15 protein-coding genes are annotated in these 17107 nt (G+C 54.9%); 4 read left to right on the plus strand and 11 right to left on the minus strand.

Annotation, left to right across the window (positions count from 1 at the left end; all coding sequences use genetic code 11):
• Positions 1-91: 91 nt before the first annotated feature.
• The 6 genes from J9253_RS11380 to J9253_RS11405 all read right to left on the minus strand — a co-directional run bounded on the left by J9253_RS11380 (position 92) and on the right by J9253_RS11405 (position 7046).
• Complete coding sequence (locus J9253_RS11380) at positions 92-700, minus strand: 2OG-Fe(II) oxygenase family protein (protein WP_210221104.1); 609 nt, start codon at positions 698-700, stop codon at positions 92-94.
• A gap of 45 nt (positions 701-745) precedes the next feature.
• The gene (locus tag J9253_RS11385; protein WP_228291582.1) at positions 746-1540 is read right to left on the minus strand and encodes a sulfite exporter TauE/SafE family protein; all 795 of its coding nucleotides are present in this window, start codon (positions 1538-1540) and stop codon (positions 746-748) included.
• A gap of 245 nt (positions 1541-1785) precedes the next feature.
• Entirely contained in the window at positions 1786-2346 is a 561-nt protein-coding gene (locus J9253_RS11390; RefSeq protein WP_210221105.1) for a Uma2 family endonuclease, read from the minus strand.
• Between the two features lie 74 nt (positions 2347-2420).
• A complete protein-coding gene (gene purL, locus J9253_RS11395) occupies positions 2421-6311 on the minus strand; it encodes a phosphoribosylformylglycinamidine synthase (protein WP_210221106.1) in 3891 nt (1296 codons plus the stop codon).
• A 118-nt stretch (positions 6312-6429) separates the two neighbouring features.
• Positions 6430-6684: an HVO_A0114 family putative DNA-binding protein gene (locus J9253_RS11400; protein ID WP_456121893.1), complete on the minus strand. Its 255-nt coding sequence runs from the start codon at positions 6682-6684 to the stop codon at positions 6430-6432.
• A gap of 104 nt (positions 6685-6788) precedes the next feature.
• The gene (locus J9253_RS11405; RefSeq protein ID WP_210221108.1) at positions 6789-7046 is read right to left on the minus strand and encodes a toxin-antitoxin system TumE family protein; all 258 of its coding nucleotides are present in this window, start codon (positions 7044-7046) and stop codon (positions 6789-6791) included.
• 65 nt (positions 7047-7111) lie between these two features.
• Between J9253_RS11405 and J9253_RS11410 the strand changes: the two genes are divergently transcribed.
• A complete protein-coding gene (locus J9253_RS11410) occupies positions 7112-7531 on the plus strand; it encodes a secondary thiamine-phosphate synthase enzyme YjbQ (protein ID WP_210221109.1) in 420 nt (139 codons plus the stop codon).
• A gap of 6 nt (positions 7532-7537) precedes the next feature.
• On the opposite strand, the gene J9253_RS11415 is transcribed toward J9253_RS11410, so the two are convergent.
• On the minus strand, positions 7538-8161 hold the full coding sequence (locus J9253_RS11415) for an NAD(P)H-dependent oxidoreductase (protein WP_210221110.1): 624 nt from the start codon (positions 8159-8161) through the stop codon (positions 7538-7540).
• A gap of 79 nt (positions 8162-8240) precedes the next feature.
• Here J9253_RS11415 and cysZ point away from each other — a divergent pair, with 79 nt between their 5' ends.
• Positions 8241-8969, plus strand: a complete 729-nt coding sequence (gene cysZ, locus J9253_RS11420; RefSeq protein ID WP_210221111.1) for a sulfate transporter CysZ — start codon at positions 8241-8243, stop codon at positions 8967-8969.
• Here cysZ and tsaB read toward each other — a convergent pair.
• Genes tsaB through mrcB form a run of 4 tightly spaced genes read right to left on the minus strand, consistent with a single transcriptional unit; the run spans position 8966 to position 14603 of the window.
• A complete protein-coding gene (tsaB, locus tag J9253_RS11425; RefSeq protein ID WP_210221112.1) occupies positions 8966-9664 on the minus strand; it encodes a tRNA (adenosine(37)-N6)-threonylcarbamoyltransferase complex dimerization subunit type 1 TsaB in 699 nt (232 codons plus the stop codon). The two genes, cysZ and tsaB, sit on opposite strands and share 4 nt — an antisense overlap.
• Entirely contained in the window at positions 9645-11672 is a 2028-nt protein-coding gene (locus J9253_RS11430; protein ID WP_228291361.1) for an ATP-dependent DNA helicase, read from the minus strand. The genes tsaB and J9253_RS11430 overlap by 20 nt, the downstream gene beginning before the upstream one ends.
• A complete protein-coding gene (locus J9253_RS11435) occupies positions 11596-12147 on the minus strand; it encodes a tetratricopeptide repeat protein (protein WP_210221113.1) in 552 nt (183 codons plus the stop codon). The genes J9253_RS11430 and J9253_RS11435 overlap by 77 nt, the downstream gene beginning before the upstream one ends.
• Before the next feature lie 17 nt (positions 12148-12164).
• Positions 12165-14603, minus strand: coding sequence for a penicillin-binding protein 1B (mrcB, locus tag J9253_RS11440; RefSeq protein WP_210221114.1), 2439 nt, complete (start codon positions 14601-14603; stop codon positions 12165-12167).
• A gap of 50 nt (positions 14604-14653) precedes the next feature.
• Between mrcB and J9253_RS11445 the strand changes: the two genes are divergently transcribed.
• Positions 14654-16228, plus strand: coding sequence for a bifunctional aminoglycoside phosphotransferase/ATP-binding protein (locus tag J9253_RS11445; RefSeq protein ID WP_210221115.1), 1575 nt, complete (start codon positions 14654-14656; stop codon positions 16226-16228).
• Positions 16218-17105 carry a hypothetical protein gene (locus J9253_RS11450; protein WP_210221116.1) on the plus strand — a complete coding sequence of 296 codons (888 nt, stop codon included), beginning with the start codon at positions 16218-16220 and terminating at the stop codon, positions 17103-17105. The genes J9253_RS11445 and J9253_RS11450 overlap by 11 nt, the downstream gene beginning before the upstream one ends.
• Positions 17106-17107: the final 2 nt, after the last annotated feature.

Consider the following 17107-nt stretch of genomic DNA (forward strand, 5'->3'; position numbering starts at 1 on the left):
ATACCGCTTCCGTTAAGCTCAAGTTAACCATATATAAAAATGATGACTTAAACAAGTCACATTTATCATAAAATCCAATGATTCTGCGTATTCAGGCAAAAATCACCCAAGTGGTCGCAATGTATTTCACCCCGGACTTGATCAACCCTGCCCTGTGTTCATGTGTCCAAAAAGGCGGAAACAACACCAGCTTGCCCTTTTCTGGCTGCACACTCAGGTTCTGGAGCAAAAAGTCGGTGGAACCACCCGCTTCAACCGGCACATCATTCAAATACCACAACGCCACCAGTTGACGCATTGCAAATTGATGGCTACCGCCGTCGATATGCCAGTGGTAATACTCACCCGGTTGGTAACGTTGCAGGTTATAGCCCATATCCTTGAATGGGCTTTTGAAATACGGGAAGGTTTCGCGGAACTCACGTAAAGCCAACGCCAGTGAACGGTGCAGATTGTTATCCACGTCCTTCCAGTGCGGCTTGTCATCGCCACTGACAAAAATGTCGGTGGTTTTTTTCACACTCTGATTGCTACCCATATCTTGCCCGATACGCCCGGCGTATTGGTCAGCCAGATTTTGCTCGAAACGCTCCACCATGTTGTCGCACAGAAAACCCGGCAACGCATCACGCTTTTCAAAAATGAAAGAATTGGGGGAGATTTCACGCAGAGTTTGCAGTGGCGGACGAGTATCAGTCATGGTGGTTTACCTGTAGGGGTGAATACAGGCAACAGTATAAGCAACTTACAGCACCGAATGCAGCATCTTCAGGCTCAACAACACCAGCAACAGCGCAAAGCCTTTCTTCAGAATCGGTATCGGCAAGGAATGCGCCAAATTCGCCCCAAACGGCGTAGTAAAATAACTGACCAGTGAAATCACCATAACCGCAGGCCAGTAAATGAAGCCCAAGGTGTAGGTTGGTAAGCCCGCCTGCCCCCAACCATTGAACAAATACCCCAGCGTCCCCGCCAATGCAATCGGCAAACCAATGGCAGCGGAAGTTGCAATTGCATTACGGATATTGACGTTACACCACGTCAGATAAGGCACGGAAAGCGAACCACCACCAATCGCCACCAGCGCAGACACTGCCCCGATACCCGCTCCAACCGACGCCAACCCCATTGCACCCGGCAATTCACGATGCGGCTTAGGCTTGGCATTCAAAATCATTTGCAAAGCAACATAGCCCATAAAACAGGCAAAGAAAATCGCCAAATGCCGTGAAGAAAGATAGGTCGCCAAAAAAGTCGCTGCAAACGTTCCCAGCAAAATACCCGGCGTCACGTGACGCACTACCGGCCACAGCACCGCGCCTTTGGCATGGTGCGCCCGCAGACTCGAAAAGGAAGTCATGACAATCGCCGCCATGGAAGTTCCCAGCGCTAAATGCACCACCTGATCCGGCGGAAAACCTTTACTCACAAACAGCGTAGTCAGGGCAGGAACCATGATACCGCCACCCCCAACACCAAATAACCCGGCAAAGAACCCGACGACAGCGCCCAATGCTAGCAATATCAACAGCAAACTCATATCCACGTAACGCTCCTTTCCATAAGCAGACCCATCTCAAGTCCGATAGATGAGATGGAAGTGCAAATATGCAATATCCTGCTTAATAGGCTCATTGGTACGCACAAAATAGTTCTCCAGTTTATACACCGCAAAGCAGCCCATAACATATGAACATCTGCTGGCGTTAACATAGCAATATTTTTCACATCGTGTTTGGGAAAGAGGACGTATTAAACCCTTAAATTCAAGTAACTGGCGAAACATCACATCAAAAATCTGTAAACATCATCCACTGCCACATCCAGCCCGACCGATGCCAACGTCAACACCTGCCCCGCCGTGTAAATTTCCCGTGCCCATTCAGTGGAGCGGCGGTACACCTCGATATGTGGCGTATCCTGCGAACACAACACGTATTCCTGCAAACTCACAAACAAGCGGTAAGCTGCCAACTTCTCGGTACGATCCTTGTAGGCCGTGCTGTCTGACAACACCTCGATAATCAGGCACGGCAATGTATTGTAATAAGGGTCGGTTTCTTCCTCGCAACTGACTTGTACATCCGGGTAGTAATAACGGTTGGTTTCCAGCGAACGGATGCCCACCTTCCTGTCGGACTGGTACACCTCACACGAACCACCCTCCAGGTGATTGAACAACAAATTGGTCAACTTCATGGCAATACGGTTATGTGCCCGGCTGGCTCCCGCCATCGCGTAAACCTGCCCGTCGACGTATTCGTATTTTTCATCATCACCACGACTGTTTTCCCACTGCAAATACTCAGCGGGAGACATATAGCTGGATTTCGGTAATGCACCCACGTTACACCTCTGTGTTTGTTGCCAACCAAGATACTAACAGCTTAGCTTAGCGCTTTCCCAAAGGCAAAACGGCACTACCCCACCCAAACCCGTGCATTACGGAACATCCGCAACCACGCGCCATCTTCCCCCATCTCATCCGGTTTCCACGAGTGCTGCACGGCGCGGAACAAGCGTTCTGGGTGCGGCATCATGATGGTGAAGCGCCCATCAGCGGTGGTAACGCCCGTAATCCCCAACGGCGAACCGTTCGGGTTTTCCGGGTAATGCTCGGTAGCATTGCCGCGATTATCCACGTAACGCAAGCCCACCAGCCCTTCCGCCAACATACCTTCAGCCGTCGCAGTATCAAACACTGCCCGGCCTTCGCCATGCGCCACCGTAATCGGCATCTTCGAGCCTGCCATGCCTTTCAGGAACAATGACGGCGATTCCAACACCTCGACCGCTGAATAACGCGCCTCGAACTGTTCGGAACGGTTGCGGTAGAAACGTGGCCAATGCGCCGCGCCGGGGATCATGTCGCGCAATTGCGAGAACATCTGGCAGCCATTGCACACGCCCAGCCCGAAAGAATCTTGCCGCGCAAAAAATGCTGCAAATTCATCGCTGGCTTGCGGGTTCATCAGGATGGTTTTCGCCCAACCGCCGCCTGCTCCCAGCACATCGCCGTAAGAGAAGCCGCCACACGCCACCAAGCCTTTGAAATCTTTCAGGCTAACGCGCCCGCTGATAATGTCGGTCATGTGTACGTCAACCGCCTTGAAACCGGCACGGTCGAACGCTGCCGCCATTTCCACCTGACCGTTCACGCCCTGTTCGCGCAGCACTGCCACCGCTGGGCGCACGCCGGTTCGGATATACGGCGCTGCCACATCCTCATCCGGGTCGAAGGTCGAGGTAAACGGCAGGCCGGGATCTTGCACATCATCCAAACGCTCAAACTCTTGCGCGGCGCAATCGGCATTGTCACGCAACGCCTGCATCCGGTAGCTGGTTTCTGCCCAGACTTTCTGCAAGGTCGCACGCGGGGCGCGGTAGACTTCCTTGTTGGCAAAGGTCAGCACCAGTTCGTCGCTGTCGTTGAGTTCGCCAATCACGTGGGTGCAATGCGCCAAACCGGCTTCGCGGAAGGCTTCCAGCACAGAATCCGTATCACAATGACGAATTTGCAGCACCGCACCGAGTTCTTCGTTGAACAGCGCTGGCAATAGCTGCCCACTGATCTGCCCAATGCAAGCCGTCACGCCCACATGACCGGCGAAACTCATTTCTGCCAACGTTGCCAGCAAACCGCCATCCGCACGGTCGTGATACGCCTGAATCAGGTTTTCAGCACGCAAATCCTGCACAGTGTCGAAGAAGGCTTTGAGCGCATCGGGGTTATCCACATCCGGCGCGTGATGCCCGACTTGCCCGTACACTTGCATGAGCGCGGAAGCTGCCAAGCGGTTGCGGCCTTTGCCGAGGTCAACCAGAATCAGGTCAGTGTCACCGATGTCGCTGCGCAACGCGGGGGTCAGGGTCTTGCGGATGTCCTGCACCGGGGAAAATGCGGTCACGATCAGTGACAAAGGAGCAGCCATTTCGCGGTCTTCACCGTCCTGCTGCCAGACCGTTTTCATTGACAAGGAATCTTTGCCGACCGGAATCGCCAAACCTAAACGTGGGCACAGCTCTTCGCCGACCGCTTTCACGGTGTCAAACAGCGCGGCATCTTCGCCGGGGTAGCCCGCCGCCGCCATCCAGTTGGCCGACAGACGAATATTGCGAATGTCAGCAATATCCGCCGCCGCAATATTGGTGAGTGCTTCACCAATCGCCATGCGCCCGGAGGCTGCCGGGTTCACCAGCGCAATCGGGGTGCGTTCACCCATCGCCATGGCTTCGCCGAAATTCGTGCTGTAATCGCTGGACGTTACCGCCACATCCGCCACTGGCACTTGCCATGCACCGACCATCTGGTCGCGGGTGACCATGCCCGTGACCGAGCGGTCGCCAATGGTGATGAGGAAGGCTTTGGAGGCTACCGTCGGCAAGCGCAATACGCGCTCAATCGCCTCAGGAAGCTCAATGCCACTCAGGTCTATTTCCGGTTTGTGGAAGGTCTGGTGATGCACATCGCGCAGCATTTTCGGCGGTTTGCCGAGCAGCACGTTCATCGGCAAATTCACCGGATTGTTGTCAAACAGGGAATCGCCAACCAGCAATTGTTGTTCAATCGTTGCGCTACCGACCACCGCGTACACGGCGCGTTCGCGGTCACACAAGGCGCGGAACGTGTCGAGGCGGTCTTCGGCAATGGCGAGTACGTAGCGTTCTTGCGCTTCGTTGCTCCAGATTTCCATTGGTGCCATGCCAAGTTCAGCGTTGGGAACAGCGCGGAGTTCAAAGCGGCCGCCGCGTCCTGCATCGTTGACGATTTCGGGGATGGCGTTGGAAATACCGCCTGCGCCCACGTCGTGGATCGAGAGGATCGGGTTTTCATTGCCTAGCGCCACGCAGCGGTCGATGACTTCTTGGCAACGGCGTTGCATTTCAGGGTTGCCGCGTTGTACCGAAGCGAAGTCGAGGTTTTCCGCACTCGTGCCGCTTGCCATTGAGGAAGCCGCGCCGCCACCCAGACCAATCAGCATCGCGGGGCCACCGAGGACGATGATCGGCGTGCCTTCCGGCAGCGGGTTTTTGTTGATGTTGTTTTCGCGGATATTGCCCATGCCGCCCGCAATCATGATCGGCTTGTGGTAGCCGCGCAGTTCCGTGCCCTTCGCGCCGGGCGCTTGCATTTCAAAGGTGCGGAAGTAGCCGGTGATATTGGGGCGGCCGAATTCGTTATTGAACGCTGCTGCGCCAATGGGCCCTTCGAGCATGATGTCGAGCGCGGAAACGATGCGCCCCGGTTTACCGAAATCGTGTTCCCACGGCTGTTCATAGCCGGGAATGCGTAGGTTGGAAACCGAGAAGCCGCTCAAACCTGCTTTGGGCTTGGAGCCGTTGCCGGTTGCGCCTTCGTCGCGGATTTCGCCGCCCGAACCTGTCGCCGCGCCTGCGAACGGGGAAATCGCGGTGGGGTGGTTGTGGGTTTCCACCTTCATCAGGATGTGAACAGGTTCGTTGGTGTAGTGGTATTCGCCGGTTTTTACGTCGGTCAAAAAGCGCGTTGCCAAGGGGCCTTCGATGACGGAGGCGTTGTCATGGTAGGCGGAGAGGATGCCTTCGGGCGCGTGCGCGTGGGTGTTGCGGATCATGGCAAACAGCGATTTGGGCTGTTCTTTACCGTCGATAATCCAATCGGCGTTGAAGATTTTGTGGCGGCAATGTTCGGAATTGGCTTGCGCGAACATCATCAATTCTACGTCGGTGGGGTTGCGCTGGAGTTCGGCGTAATTTTCCGCGAGGTAGTCGATTTCATCCGGGGAAAGTGCCAGACCCCAGTCAGTGTTGGCTTTGGCGAGTGCCGCCGCTGCGTCGTCCGAAATGTCGACGTAGCGCAACGGCGCAGGCTCGGCTTCGCTAAACAGGACAATCGCATCTTGCGTGTCTGCCAGCACCATTTCGGTCATGCGGTCGTGCAACAGCGCAGCGATTGCCCCACGCTCGGCGGTGGTGAGTGACGCGGTGGTTTGTACGTCGTAGGCGACACCGCGCTCTACCCGTTCCACCATCGTCAGGCCGCAGTTGTGGGCGATGTCGCTGGCCTTGCTTGACCAAGGCGAGATCGTCCCGGCACGCGGGGTGACGAGGAACAGCATTCCGCTGAAATCGTGGCTGCCTTGCGTTTCTTCGTAGGTCAGCAATGCCTGCAAACGGGCGAGTTCGTCAGCACTCGGCTCACGCGAGGTGCGCACGAAATGGATGTATTCGGCTTGTACACCAGAGACCGCAGGCACAGCCGCTTGCAGCGCATTTAACAGCTTGTTGCGGCGGAATTCGGAAAGGGCAACGCTACCGGGGAAGATCAGCATGGGGGGTAAACCAATGGGTAGTTTGTCAAGGGAGGTATAATAGCGGAAAGTGGTGCGGGATTGTAGGCGATTCCCGTGCCAACTGCGACGGGGTGCGTCCGCAGTTTGGCAAGAGAAATCAGGCAGCCTTGGTCTTGAGTGTAAAGTCAGTGTGAATTTCTGCAAATGGCACGAATACGCCACCCGCATCCCGTTCAATAATGCCCTCTTCCGCCAGCACCACTACATCATCATGCACTCGGCGTATATCACGCCTCAGCAGCCGCGCCAGTTCGCGGATACTGACCATTCCAGCTTCCTGCAATTTTTCGATCAGTTCCCAGCGTTTAGGGGTGATTTTTTGGAACAATCGGGCAGGGGATGTGAAATAAATGTACTCATCCTACACTTCACCCGTTTTGAAGGCTTGCAGAAAACCTGCCTTGAAATCCTGCATGGCGTCCGCTTCGGATGTGATGCTGATAATCAGTTTCCTGTTCATGCTTTACCCCCTTCTCTCAGTGTTTGCACGTCAGCGAAAAAATCTTCCAGTAGCTTTTCGGGTGTCGAAAATGTGTAGGCTTCTTCCCGTTCACCGTAGTGTCGGTGATCACCTTTGCCGCGTTCGTTGTCGTAGCCGATGTTACGCCTACTTTCGCAACCGTACTCAATCCCTAATGCATCCATTGCTTGCAGATCGTCGATCTTACCCAAGGAGAAATTCAACAGCGTGCGAAAATTCTGACGAATTGCCATTTGCTAAAGTCCTCACTGATCACCAATAATGAAAAACGCCAATAGCCCAGCAGGACATCAGCTCCATGACCATCCACCAACAAACGCTAACCATCACCACCACCGGACGCGGAACCTACAACATTACCGCCCAAATCGACACCCTTATTCGCGAAAGCACCATCAAAACCGGCCTATGCCACGTCTTCATCCACCACACCAGCGCGTCGCTAATCATCACCGAAAACGCTGACCCCGACGTGCGCCGCGACCTTGAAACTATCCTCAAACGCCTTGCCCCCGATGGCGACCCGGCCTACCGCCACAGCGATGAAGGCGACGATGACATGAGCGCCCACATCCGCTGTATGCTCACCCAAACCGAACTGACCATCCCCATCACCCGAGGGCAAAGTGCCTTGGGAACCTGGCAAGGCTTGTACCTCTACGAGCACCGCACCGGACGTTTCCAACGCAAACTCACCGTCACGCTGTATGGCGAGTAAGTCAGATCAACGGTATTCCACCATATCCGCCAACGGCTGGCGCAGCTTGGGTATCTGTTCTCCAGCACGGTAGCCAAAGGTCACGATGACAGCAACGCCATACTGGCTGGTATCAATACCCAGCAATGTTTCCACACCCGATTTCGAGAAACCTTCAATCGGGCAGGAATCAATCCCCATGCTGGCAGCACCCGTCATCATGTTCGCCAACGCGAGATAGCACTGCTTGGAACTCCACGCGAAGGTATTGATATACGGTTTGATTTCGCTGTCATTGTGCGCAGCGTAACGTGCCAGATATGCCTGTTCCGCCTCGGCTGGCAAACCACGTCGCCCGAACAAACGCTGCACGTATTCACTGCCCGGCTCCACGGCGGCGGTTTTCGCCAAAATCACCACCGCATGGCTGCTTTCGGTAATCTGCGGTTGGCTCCAGCAAGCTTCGCGCAATTTCTCACGCAACGCCGGGGTTTGTACCACCACAAAATGCCAGTGTTCCATACCAAAAGACGATGGCGACAACCGCCCGAATTCCAGAATCTGCTGGAATGCATCAGCAGGAATCTGCCGCGCCGGATCAAACTTTTTACAGGCATGGCGGAAATTCATTGCTTGCATGAAAGAGGACATCGTTAAAACTCCTTAACTTAAAACGGCTCGGTAAATGCGCTACAGTATAGCCACCGCATTACACAAGGAAAAACACATAATGATAACGGGATTGTTCAAAGGGTTTGGCTGCGTCTTGCGCGGCCTGTCACTCATCACGCAAAAAGGCATCCGCCCGTTTGTAGTCGTACCGCTGCTGATCAACATCGTGTTGTTTTCTGGCGGTATTTGGCTGGCAAAGTCCCAACTCGACTACTGGATGACGCGCCTGCTACCAAGCTGGCTGACATGGCTGGAATGGTTACTGTGGCCGATATTTGCCGTGTTGATTTTCTTCGTGGTGTTCTACGTATTTTCAATAGTGGCCAATATCTTGGCAGCACCCTTCAACTCGGTGTTGGCGGAACGGGTCGAAGCCCGCCTCAACGGCCTGCCCGTGCCTGAGTTTGAGGGTTACAAAAGCCTGCCCGCGCTGATTGTGCGCACTTTTCGCAGTGAACTTGGCAAGCTGTGGTACATGGGCAAGTGGTTCGTGCTGGTACTAATCCTGACCGTGATTCCCGGCATCAACATTATCTCACCCGTGGCGTGGACACTGTTTGGCGCGTGGATGCTGGCGATTGAATACGCCGACTACCCGATGGGCAACCACAACCTATTTTTCAAGGATGAGTTGGTCGCACTGAAGAAAAATCGGGGTGAAGCACTGGGGTTCGGCTGGCTACTGTCGCTGATGACAGCGATTCCCGTCGTGAATTTCTTCGCCATGCCAGTCGGCGTGGCTGGCGGTACGGCGCTGTGGGTAGATAAGCTATCCCAAAACCGTTAAGGCTTGTTGGCCAGCCGTTCCTGCGTAGTCAAAGCAATCTTGTTACGCAGGTAAACCGGCTGTGCCTCTTCCGGCGCTACTGCCCTGCCCGCCTGCCATGCGGCAAGCGCCAGCGGCAGCATGAATTCGGCGGCTGGCAGTGAAGCGGTATCAGTTCCGCCTAGCTTCGCGCCAAACCGCGCTTGCAAGGCATCCGCATAAGCCGACCAGCCATGCCCGATAGCAAACCAACCGTCACCTTCTGGCAAAGGCGCATCCGCCGGAGCGCAGACCTGCTCTTCGCCCTGCAACTGCATCAGCCCGTCCTGCAAAGCGTATTGCCCCCAGTAGACTTCACCCATCCGCGCATCCAACGCCACCAGCACTTGCATCGCGCCATGCTGCACACTGGCTTGTTGCGCCAACGCCGCCAAGGTCGAAAGCGGAATCACCGGCTTATCTGCCGCCATCGCCAAGCCTTGCGCCACACCCACACCGATACGAATACCGGTAAACGCGCCAGGGCCACAGCCAATAGCCAGCGCATCCACGTCCTGTAAACGCAGGCCAGCCGCTGCCAACACTTTTTCTACCATCGGCAGAATCAGTTGAGTATGCGCACGCGGGGTCAGTTCAAATTCGCAAAACGTCACGCCATCCGCGTAGACAGCGGCAGAACAGGCTTCGGTAGAGGTATCAAGGGCTAGCAGTTTCATTCAAATTTCCAGCAAAAAAACGTTCGACAATTTCCAGCTTCTGGGTACGCGGCATACGCGGCAAACTGTCGAGGAAAGTCTTGCCGTAACTACGGGTACGCAGGCGAATGTCGCAAATCATCAACACCCCACGATCCTGCTGGTCACGGATCAGCCGCCCGACACCCTGCTTCAAAGTAATCACCGCCTGTGGAATCTGGTATTCCCCGAAAGGATTGCCGCCACGCTTGCGGATACTCTCCAGCCGCGCTTCCATCACCGGGTCATTCGGCGCAGCAAAGGGCAGCTTGTCGATAATCACGCAACTCAGGGCTTCACCGCGCACATCCACGCCTTCCCAGAAACTCGCCGTGCCCAGCAACACCGCATTGCCCAGCTCGCGAAAGCGTTCGATCATGTCACGCTGCGGTGATTCGCCTTGAATCAGCAATGGATACTCAAAACGATCTTGCAGCAATTCCGCCGCCTCATGCAGCGCCCGGTAGCTGGTAAACAACATAAACGTGCGCCCACCACATGCCTCGATCACTGGAATCGCCGCCTCTACCAGTGCAGACACAAAATCGCGGTCTTGCGGCTCCGGCAACCCCGCAGGCAAATACAGCAACGAGTTGTGCCAGTAATCAAACGGACTGTCGAGCTGCAAGGTCGTCGCCTTATCCAGCCCCATACGCTGATTAAAATGCTCAAACGACTGCCCGACTGCCAGCGTCGCGGAGGTCATCACCCAGCTACACGGCAACTCATCCATACACTTTTTGAACGGCACGGAAACATCCAGCGGCGTAGTGGTAATCGCAAAGCCACGGGTAAAGGTTTCAAACCACTGCACGCTATCCGCTGGCGGATTGTGCAAACGCCCCAGCCGTGCCTGCTGCTCCAGCAAGCGCTCATAACACGACTGCAAACCCTTGCTACGCTCCGCCGCGTGTTCCAGCAAAGCCGCCAAATCTTTCATGCAATCATCCAGCGCTTTCATGTGCTCGGCAATTGCAGGCTTGTGGCTGATGCGTGCCCACGGCGCACGTTGCCCCGGCGTATCCATAGCCAGCCGCAAATCCAGCACCGCTTTTTCCAGTCGATCCAGAAATTCGCGGATTTGGGGCATATCGGACGCGTTTTCCAACGCCTCCACCACAGTGTCGCGCTTCCAGTCGTGCAACTGGCGGCTGCTAAAGCTATCACTGAAAAAGGTGGAAGCGATTTCCGGCAACTGATGCGCCTCATCCAGCACCACCACGTTGGCGAGTGGCAGCAATTCACCAAAGCCTTCTTCCTTGAGCGCCATGTCCGCGAAAAACAGGTGATGATTGACGACCACCAGATCGGCTTCCTGCGCGGCACGCCGGGCTTTGACCACGTAACATTCCTGATAATCACCGCAGTCTGCACCCAGACAATTCTCGGTGTTGGACGTGACCCGCCCCCAGATTTCAGCATCGTGCGGAACGGCTGACAGCTCGGCAATATCGCCCTTACTGGTCAACTCCGACCAGTCGCGGATGCGGTGCAGCCAAGTAACGCTTTTGCGGTCAGGCAAGCGGCCTTCGTCCAGCGTGGTTTTCAGGCGATGCAGGCACAGGTAATTGGCACGGCCTTTTAGCAGGGCTGTTTTGGCCGCACTTTTCAGCGCCTTGCGCACCAGTGGCAAATCTTTGTGGTAAAGCTGGTCTTGCAGGGTTTTACTGCCGGTGGAAATGATCACGCGCTCGTCACACAGCAAGGCAGGTGCAAGGTAAGCAAAGGTTTTACCTACACCCGTACCGGCTTCAATCACTGCCGTTCCTTGGGTCTGCATAATGACTTGCACCGCTTTCAACATGGCCTGCTGTTGCGGCCGGGCTTGAAAACCTTCAATCAGCCCAGCAAACGGGCCAGCATCACCCAATAAATCAGGCAAATCCAGCGCTGACTGAATGGCAGCGGGTGAACTAATTGAGCTGCTCCCGGTAAGCTTGCGCCTTACCCACCATGCTGACGGCTTGGTCGTGCTTGCCTTGCTGCTCATTGATCTTGGCGAGTTTCATCCACAAATCGGGGTTGTCTGCTTCGATACGCAAGGCACGTTCCAGCGTACCCGCTGCATTGTCGAGATTACCTTTGGCAACGTCGGCATCGGCCTGTTTCACCAGTGCCTGCACGGCTGGGGAAGACTTGTACACCTTGGGGGAAGAAACGACGGGGGCTGCCTGGGCAGCAGGCTCTGGCACAACAATGACCTCCGGCGGTGCTTGTTTGGGTGCTGGCGGTGGCACTTGCACTGGCTTATTAATAACCACAGTGCTGACCGTAGGGGCAGGTGCTGCTTTGGGCGGAGCACTGGTAACTGGTTTGGCAGGCACCGTTCTCGCGGGTGATGGCGCCGGAATGGCGCGACTACCGTAGACCCGATCCTGCAAAACGGCGGGATTGGGGGAACAAGCTGACAGAAGACCTGTCAGCACGACACTGAGGATGACGGTATTACGTGGAATTAGTGTCATGTTTACTCTTCTATATCTCATTGCATTAAGTCATCGATCCAACCAGATGAATCAGCCTTTTTCTTTGCCGGAGCCGCCACCACCACCGGTGCTGCTGCCGGTGGCAGCGGGGCGGCGGTAGCAGGCTCAGGTGCGACAGGATCAGCAGATACTGGCGGTTCGCAGTAACTCATTTGCTGAGGCTGTGTACCTTTGATAAAAGGCGTGCGTATGGCTTTGCCACAGGCCGGATTGAACCGCAACCCGGTAGACTGATCAACATCGACCCAGACCAAACGCGACGAATTAGCGACCTGAAGCGGTTTGGTCGGTAACACCTTGAACAAATCCGCCCAAACTTTCAATGCGCCTGTGCCGCCTGTCAGATTGGTGGGTTTGTTATCGTCACGCCCTACCCAGACCGTTACGACGTGCTGACCGGAAAAACCAGCAAACCAGCTATCTTTTTTGTCGTTGGTTGTACCGGTTTTGCCCGCCACTTTTTTCCAGCTTGGCAAGGTTGAGCTCAATTCTTTAGCTGTTCCCACCTCTGTTACCTGATTCATCGCATAAATCAGTAAATCAGCCGCTTCAGGGCTGGCAACCTGTTTCACCGTCAAGGGGTAACGGGTCAGGACTTGCCCATGCGGGTTCATCACGCTGCGGATGGCTTTCAGCGGCGAATACGAACCACCTGCGGCAATCGTTTGGTACATTTGCTGCACGTCGATGGGTGACATTTCCAAAGCACCCAGCAAAATCGACGGGTAAGCGGGTATGTCACCACCAATGCCCAAGTCATGCAAGGTTCGCACGACCTTGTCCAGACCGACACCGACACCGACACGCACTGCCGGGGTGTTGCGGGACAACGTGATGGCTTTCAGCAAGGTCACAGCACCCATGTTGCCCCGGTCGTAATTTTGCGGCTGCCAATACTTTTTGGAGCCCAACTTGACTGTCACCGGGCCGTCACTGATACGGGTTGCCAGATTGTATTTTTTGGGGTTTTCCAGTGCTGCCAAATAAATGGCTGGCTTCACGAGTGAACCGATCTGGCGCTGTGCGGTTAAAGCACGGTTATAACCGGCATAACGCACATCGCGACTTCCCACCAAGGCCATGACTTCGCCACCCTGTACGCTGCTGATAATAAGCGCACCATTCAGCTTGCCTTTGGGGATGCGCTGAGCGCGTTCCAGCCGCCCCACCCGATTTTGCAGGATAGTTTCAGCCGTTAACTGGACGATAGGATCCATCGCCGTGAAAATCATCAAGCCTTGGCTGCGTACATCCTCTTCCTTGTAGTCGCGCTGCAACTGCTGGCGCACCAGATCCAGATACGCAGGGAAAGGGCTGTTACCAGAAGGCTTTTTCTCACTAACACCCAGCGGCTGCGCAATGGATTCTGTGTAAGCAGCCTGGGTAATGGCCTTTTCAGTGAGCATGACTTGCAGCACCAGATTACGGCGCTCCAACGCACGGTCAGGATGCAAACGGGGGTCGTAATAGCCCGCACCTTTTGCCAAGCCAATCAGCAAGGCGATCTGGTCGGGTTTCAGCTCCCACACCGGACGATTGAAATAAAACTGTGCTGCCAGCCCGAAACCGTGAATAGCGCGGTCGCCGTCCTGACCCAGATGAATTTCATTCAGGTAGGCTTCCATGATGTCTTGCTTGGTGTAACGCATTTCCAGTAAGAAAGCCATGGTGGCCTCCTTGATTTTGCGATGCCAGCTACGCTCACTGGTCAGGTAGAAGTTTTTCACTAACTGCTGCGTCAGGGTACTACCGCCTTGCACGGTGTGACCTGCTTTCAGGTTAGCCACCATTGCCCGGGCAATCGCCATGGGGTTAACACCCTGGTGTTCATAAAACTTCCTGTCTTCAACGGCGACCAACCCCCCCACTAATAGTGGGGGCACATCTTTCTGGCGCACCAATACCCGGTCTTCATTTTTACGGGGGTAGAAATTACCGATCAGCACAGGCTCCAGTCGCATCAAGTCCAGCGGGTTTTTGCCATCCGCATACGCCAAGGAGGCAATTTTGCCGTTAGCAACATTGATTTTGATGCTACGCGCCGGTTCTTTATCGTCAGCAAACTGGAAACCACGGGTATTAATGACGAATTTATTGCCTTGACGCTGGTATTGCCCGGTTTCGACAGGCTTGTCGATGGCACGGTAATTGAGCAATTTAAGCTCTTCTTCAAGGTGATCCGCATATAATTGCTGGCCTTCGTACATATCCAGCGGACGAGCAAATACCCGTGCGGGCAATTCCCAGCGCCTGCCTTCAAACTGGTCGCGGACTTTTTCATCCAGATCCAAGGTATACACAATACCCAGCAGTAAACCCAGCACTAGGGCTACCAGCAGCAGAATGCGGAATACCCGCCCAAACAGCGCGAAGGTAACCCATAGCCCTTTAAAGAAACGCCGTGCTGACGATTCCTGTTTTACTTCCTGACTCAAACTATTTTCCTGCTATGCTTATATTTTCGGGTCATATATAGAGACATGGCATGTCCTCACACACATCTGACACTCTGTGGGAGGCGATGCGTAACACCGCATTCTACCCACATACAACATACAATATACAAGTAATTCACACCCACATATCGACCGTCTTCCTGACTGGCGAGTTCGCTTACAAGATAAAAAAGCCGGTCAATTTCGGGTTTCTCGACTTCACCCAACTGGCTGACAGGCAGCATTTTTGCGAGGAAGAACTGCGTCTCAACCGCCGCTTCGCTCCCAAACTGTATTTGGATGTCCTGCCCATTTTACTGGTTGACGGCACTTACCGCCTAGGGTCAGCCACCGCCAAAACCAGCGCGGATGTCGTCGAATATGCAGTCAAAATGCGCCAGTTCGATCCCTCCCAACAACTGGATTGCCTGCTGTCAGCCAATCTGCTGCCGCTGGAACAGATGGATGAGCTCGCTACCCGCCTTGCCCGCTTTCACCAGCAGGCCGAAGTAGCACCTGCCACCAGTGAACGGGGTTTACCGGCGAACGTTCTTGCGCCCATGCTGCAAAATTTCCTCTCCTTGCGCCAGCACCTGCACGGGGAACACGTACTGAAACGCCTAGCACCACTGGAGGACTGGACGCAACAAACCTATGCCCAACGGCATGAGCGGCTCTTGCACCGCCAGCAAAGCGGGTACATCCGCGCCTGCCACGGTGACTTACACTTGGGGAATATAGCCCTGATTGACGCTGAAATCACTTTTTTCGACGGGATCGAGTTTAGTGAAGCCTTGCGCTGGATCGACACCGCCAGTGATGTCGCCTTCCTGCTAATGGATTTGCACGACCGGGGCAAACCCGCGTGGGCACATCGGCTGCTGAATACGTGGCTGACAGAAAGCGGTGATTACGCAGCTTTGCCACTGCTCAACTTTTATCAAGCATACCGGGCGATGGTACGCGCCAAAGTCCATGCCTTGCGCCTCAGTCAGCTTGAGGATACTGCCGAACGCGCCGCCTGCCTGCAACAATGCGACCGCTACCTAACACTTGCCGAAACGTATACCCATGCCCGGCAACCTGCCTTGCTGATTACCCACGGCTTAAGTGGCTCGGGCAAATCCTGGGCTTGCCGTGAGGTGGTGGAGCAACTGGGCTGCATCCAGCTACGTTCGGATGTGGAACGCAAGCGCCACTACAGCGGCTCAGCACAACACCTCTACAGCGCCGCGATGAATACCCGCACTTACGACCGACTGGTGGAACTGGCAACGCTGGCACTGCAAAGCGGCTATTCAGTGGTAGTGGATGCTACCTTCCTGCAACCAGCACAGCGCCACCGTTTCCAGCAACTGGCACGCGACAGGCAACTTACCTTTCTGATCCTGCATTTCGAGGCAACACCTGCGCAACTGGAAAGCAATATTTTACAGCGCCAACAGGCTGGAAATGACGCATCGGATGCGGATATTGCTGTACTGCATCAGCAATTAACTCATTACAAACCATTGCAGGATAACGAACCTTATGTAACAGTTCGTTTTAATGAAGGTTTACCGTTAGCGAGGCTTCAAGCCCTGCTTGACTGCTCAGAAAAACATGGAGTTGAAAATGCATCATAATTTTTTGTCACGCTGTTTGATAGCGGCTGTTTCTGTAGGCGCTGTCAGCACTGCTAACGCTGACACCAAACTGACCTACACCGATACCGGCTTTGCCCCGCAGGATCGCCAGACCGTTATCCAGATTCACGGTGACAAAGTGCGCATGGGCGAAGTCGGCAGCGACATTTACTCCCTGTACGACAACAGCAAAAAAATGCTGTACACCATCAACACCAAAACCAAACAGTTCATCGAAACCACGCCTGACAAAATCCGCGAACGCATGACCAAAGTGGTCGAAATGCAAAACCAATTCAAGGAGGACATGAAAAAACAAATGGCCTCCATGCCGGAAGATCAGCGCAAAGCACTCGAAGAACGCATCCAGCAAAGCGAAGCCGCTATGAAAGCGCCGCCACCGGCGATCAAGATGGAAAAAACCGAGCGCAAGGAAACCATTCAAGGCATGGAATGCACTATTTCCACCGTCAAAATGGATGACAAAGCCGTGCGTGATGTCTGTATCGCCAGCAAGAGTGGCATGGACGAAGCCGATCACACCATGCTCGTCAGCATGTTTGAATACATGGACAACATTGCCGCAGAGTCCGCCAAAGCACAGGGAGCCACCCCGCCGACAGAAGGTTCCGCCAGCCTGCACAAGGAAGGTTTGGCACTGCGCATTCAGGCATTACCCGACGGCCCGCGCAGTGAGTTGAGTGGCTTGGCAAAAGACGCCCTCGCCGATGCAGATTTCAGCTTGCCGGAAGGCTTTAGCGTGTTTGAACCAACCGCCGCAGCGGCTCCGACGCCAGCACCTGCCACTACGGCGGCAACACCTACAGCTCCGGCTCCTGCGGCGGCTACGCCAGCCCCGGCCGCACCCGCGAACTAAGC

Origin of the sequence: Thiothrix litoralis (assembly GCF_017901135.1) — a bacterium.
GTDB lineage: Bacteria > Pseudomonadota > Gammaproteobacteria > Thiotrichales > Thiotrichaceae > Thiothrix > Thiothrix litoralis.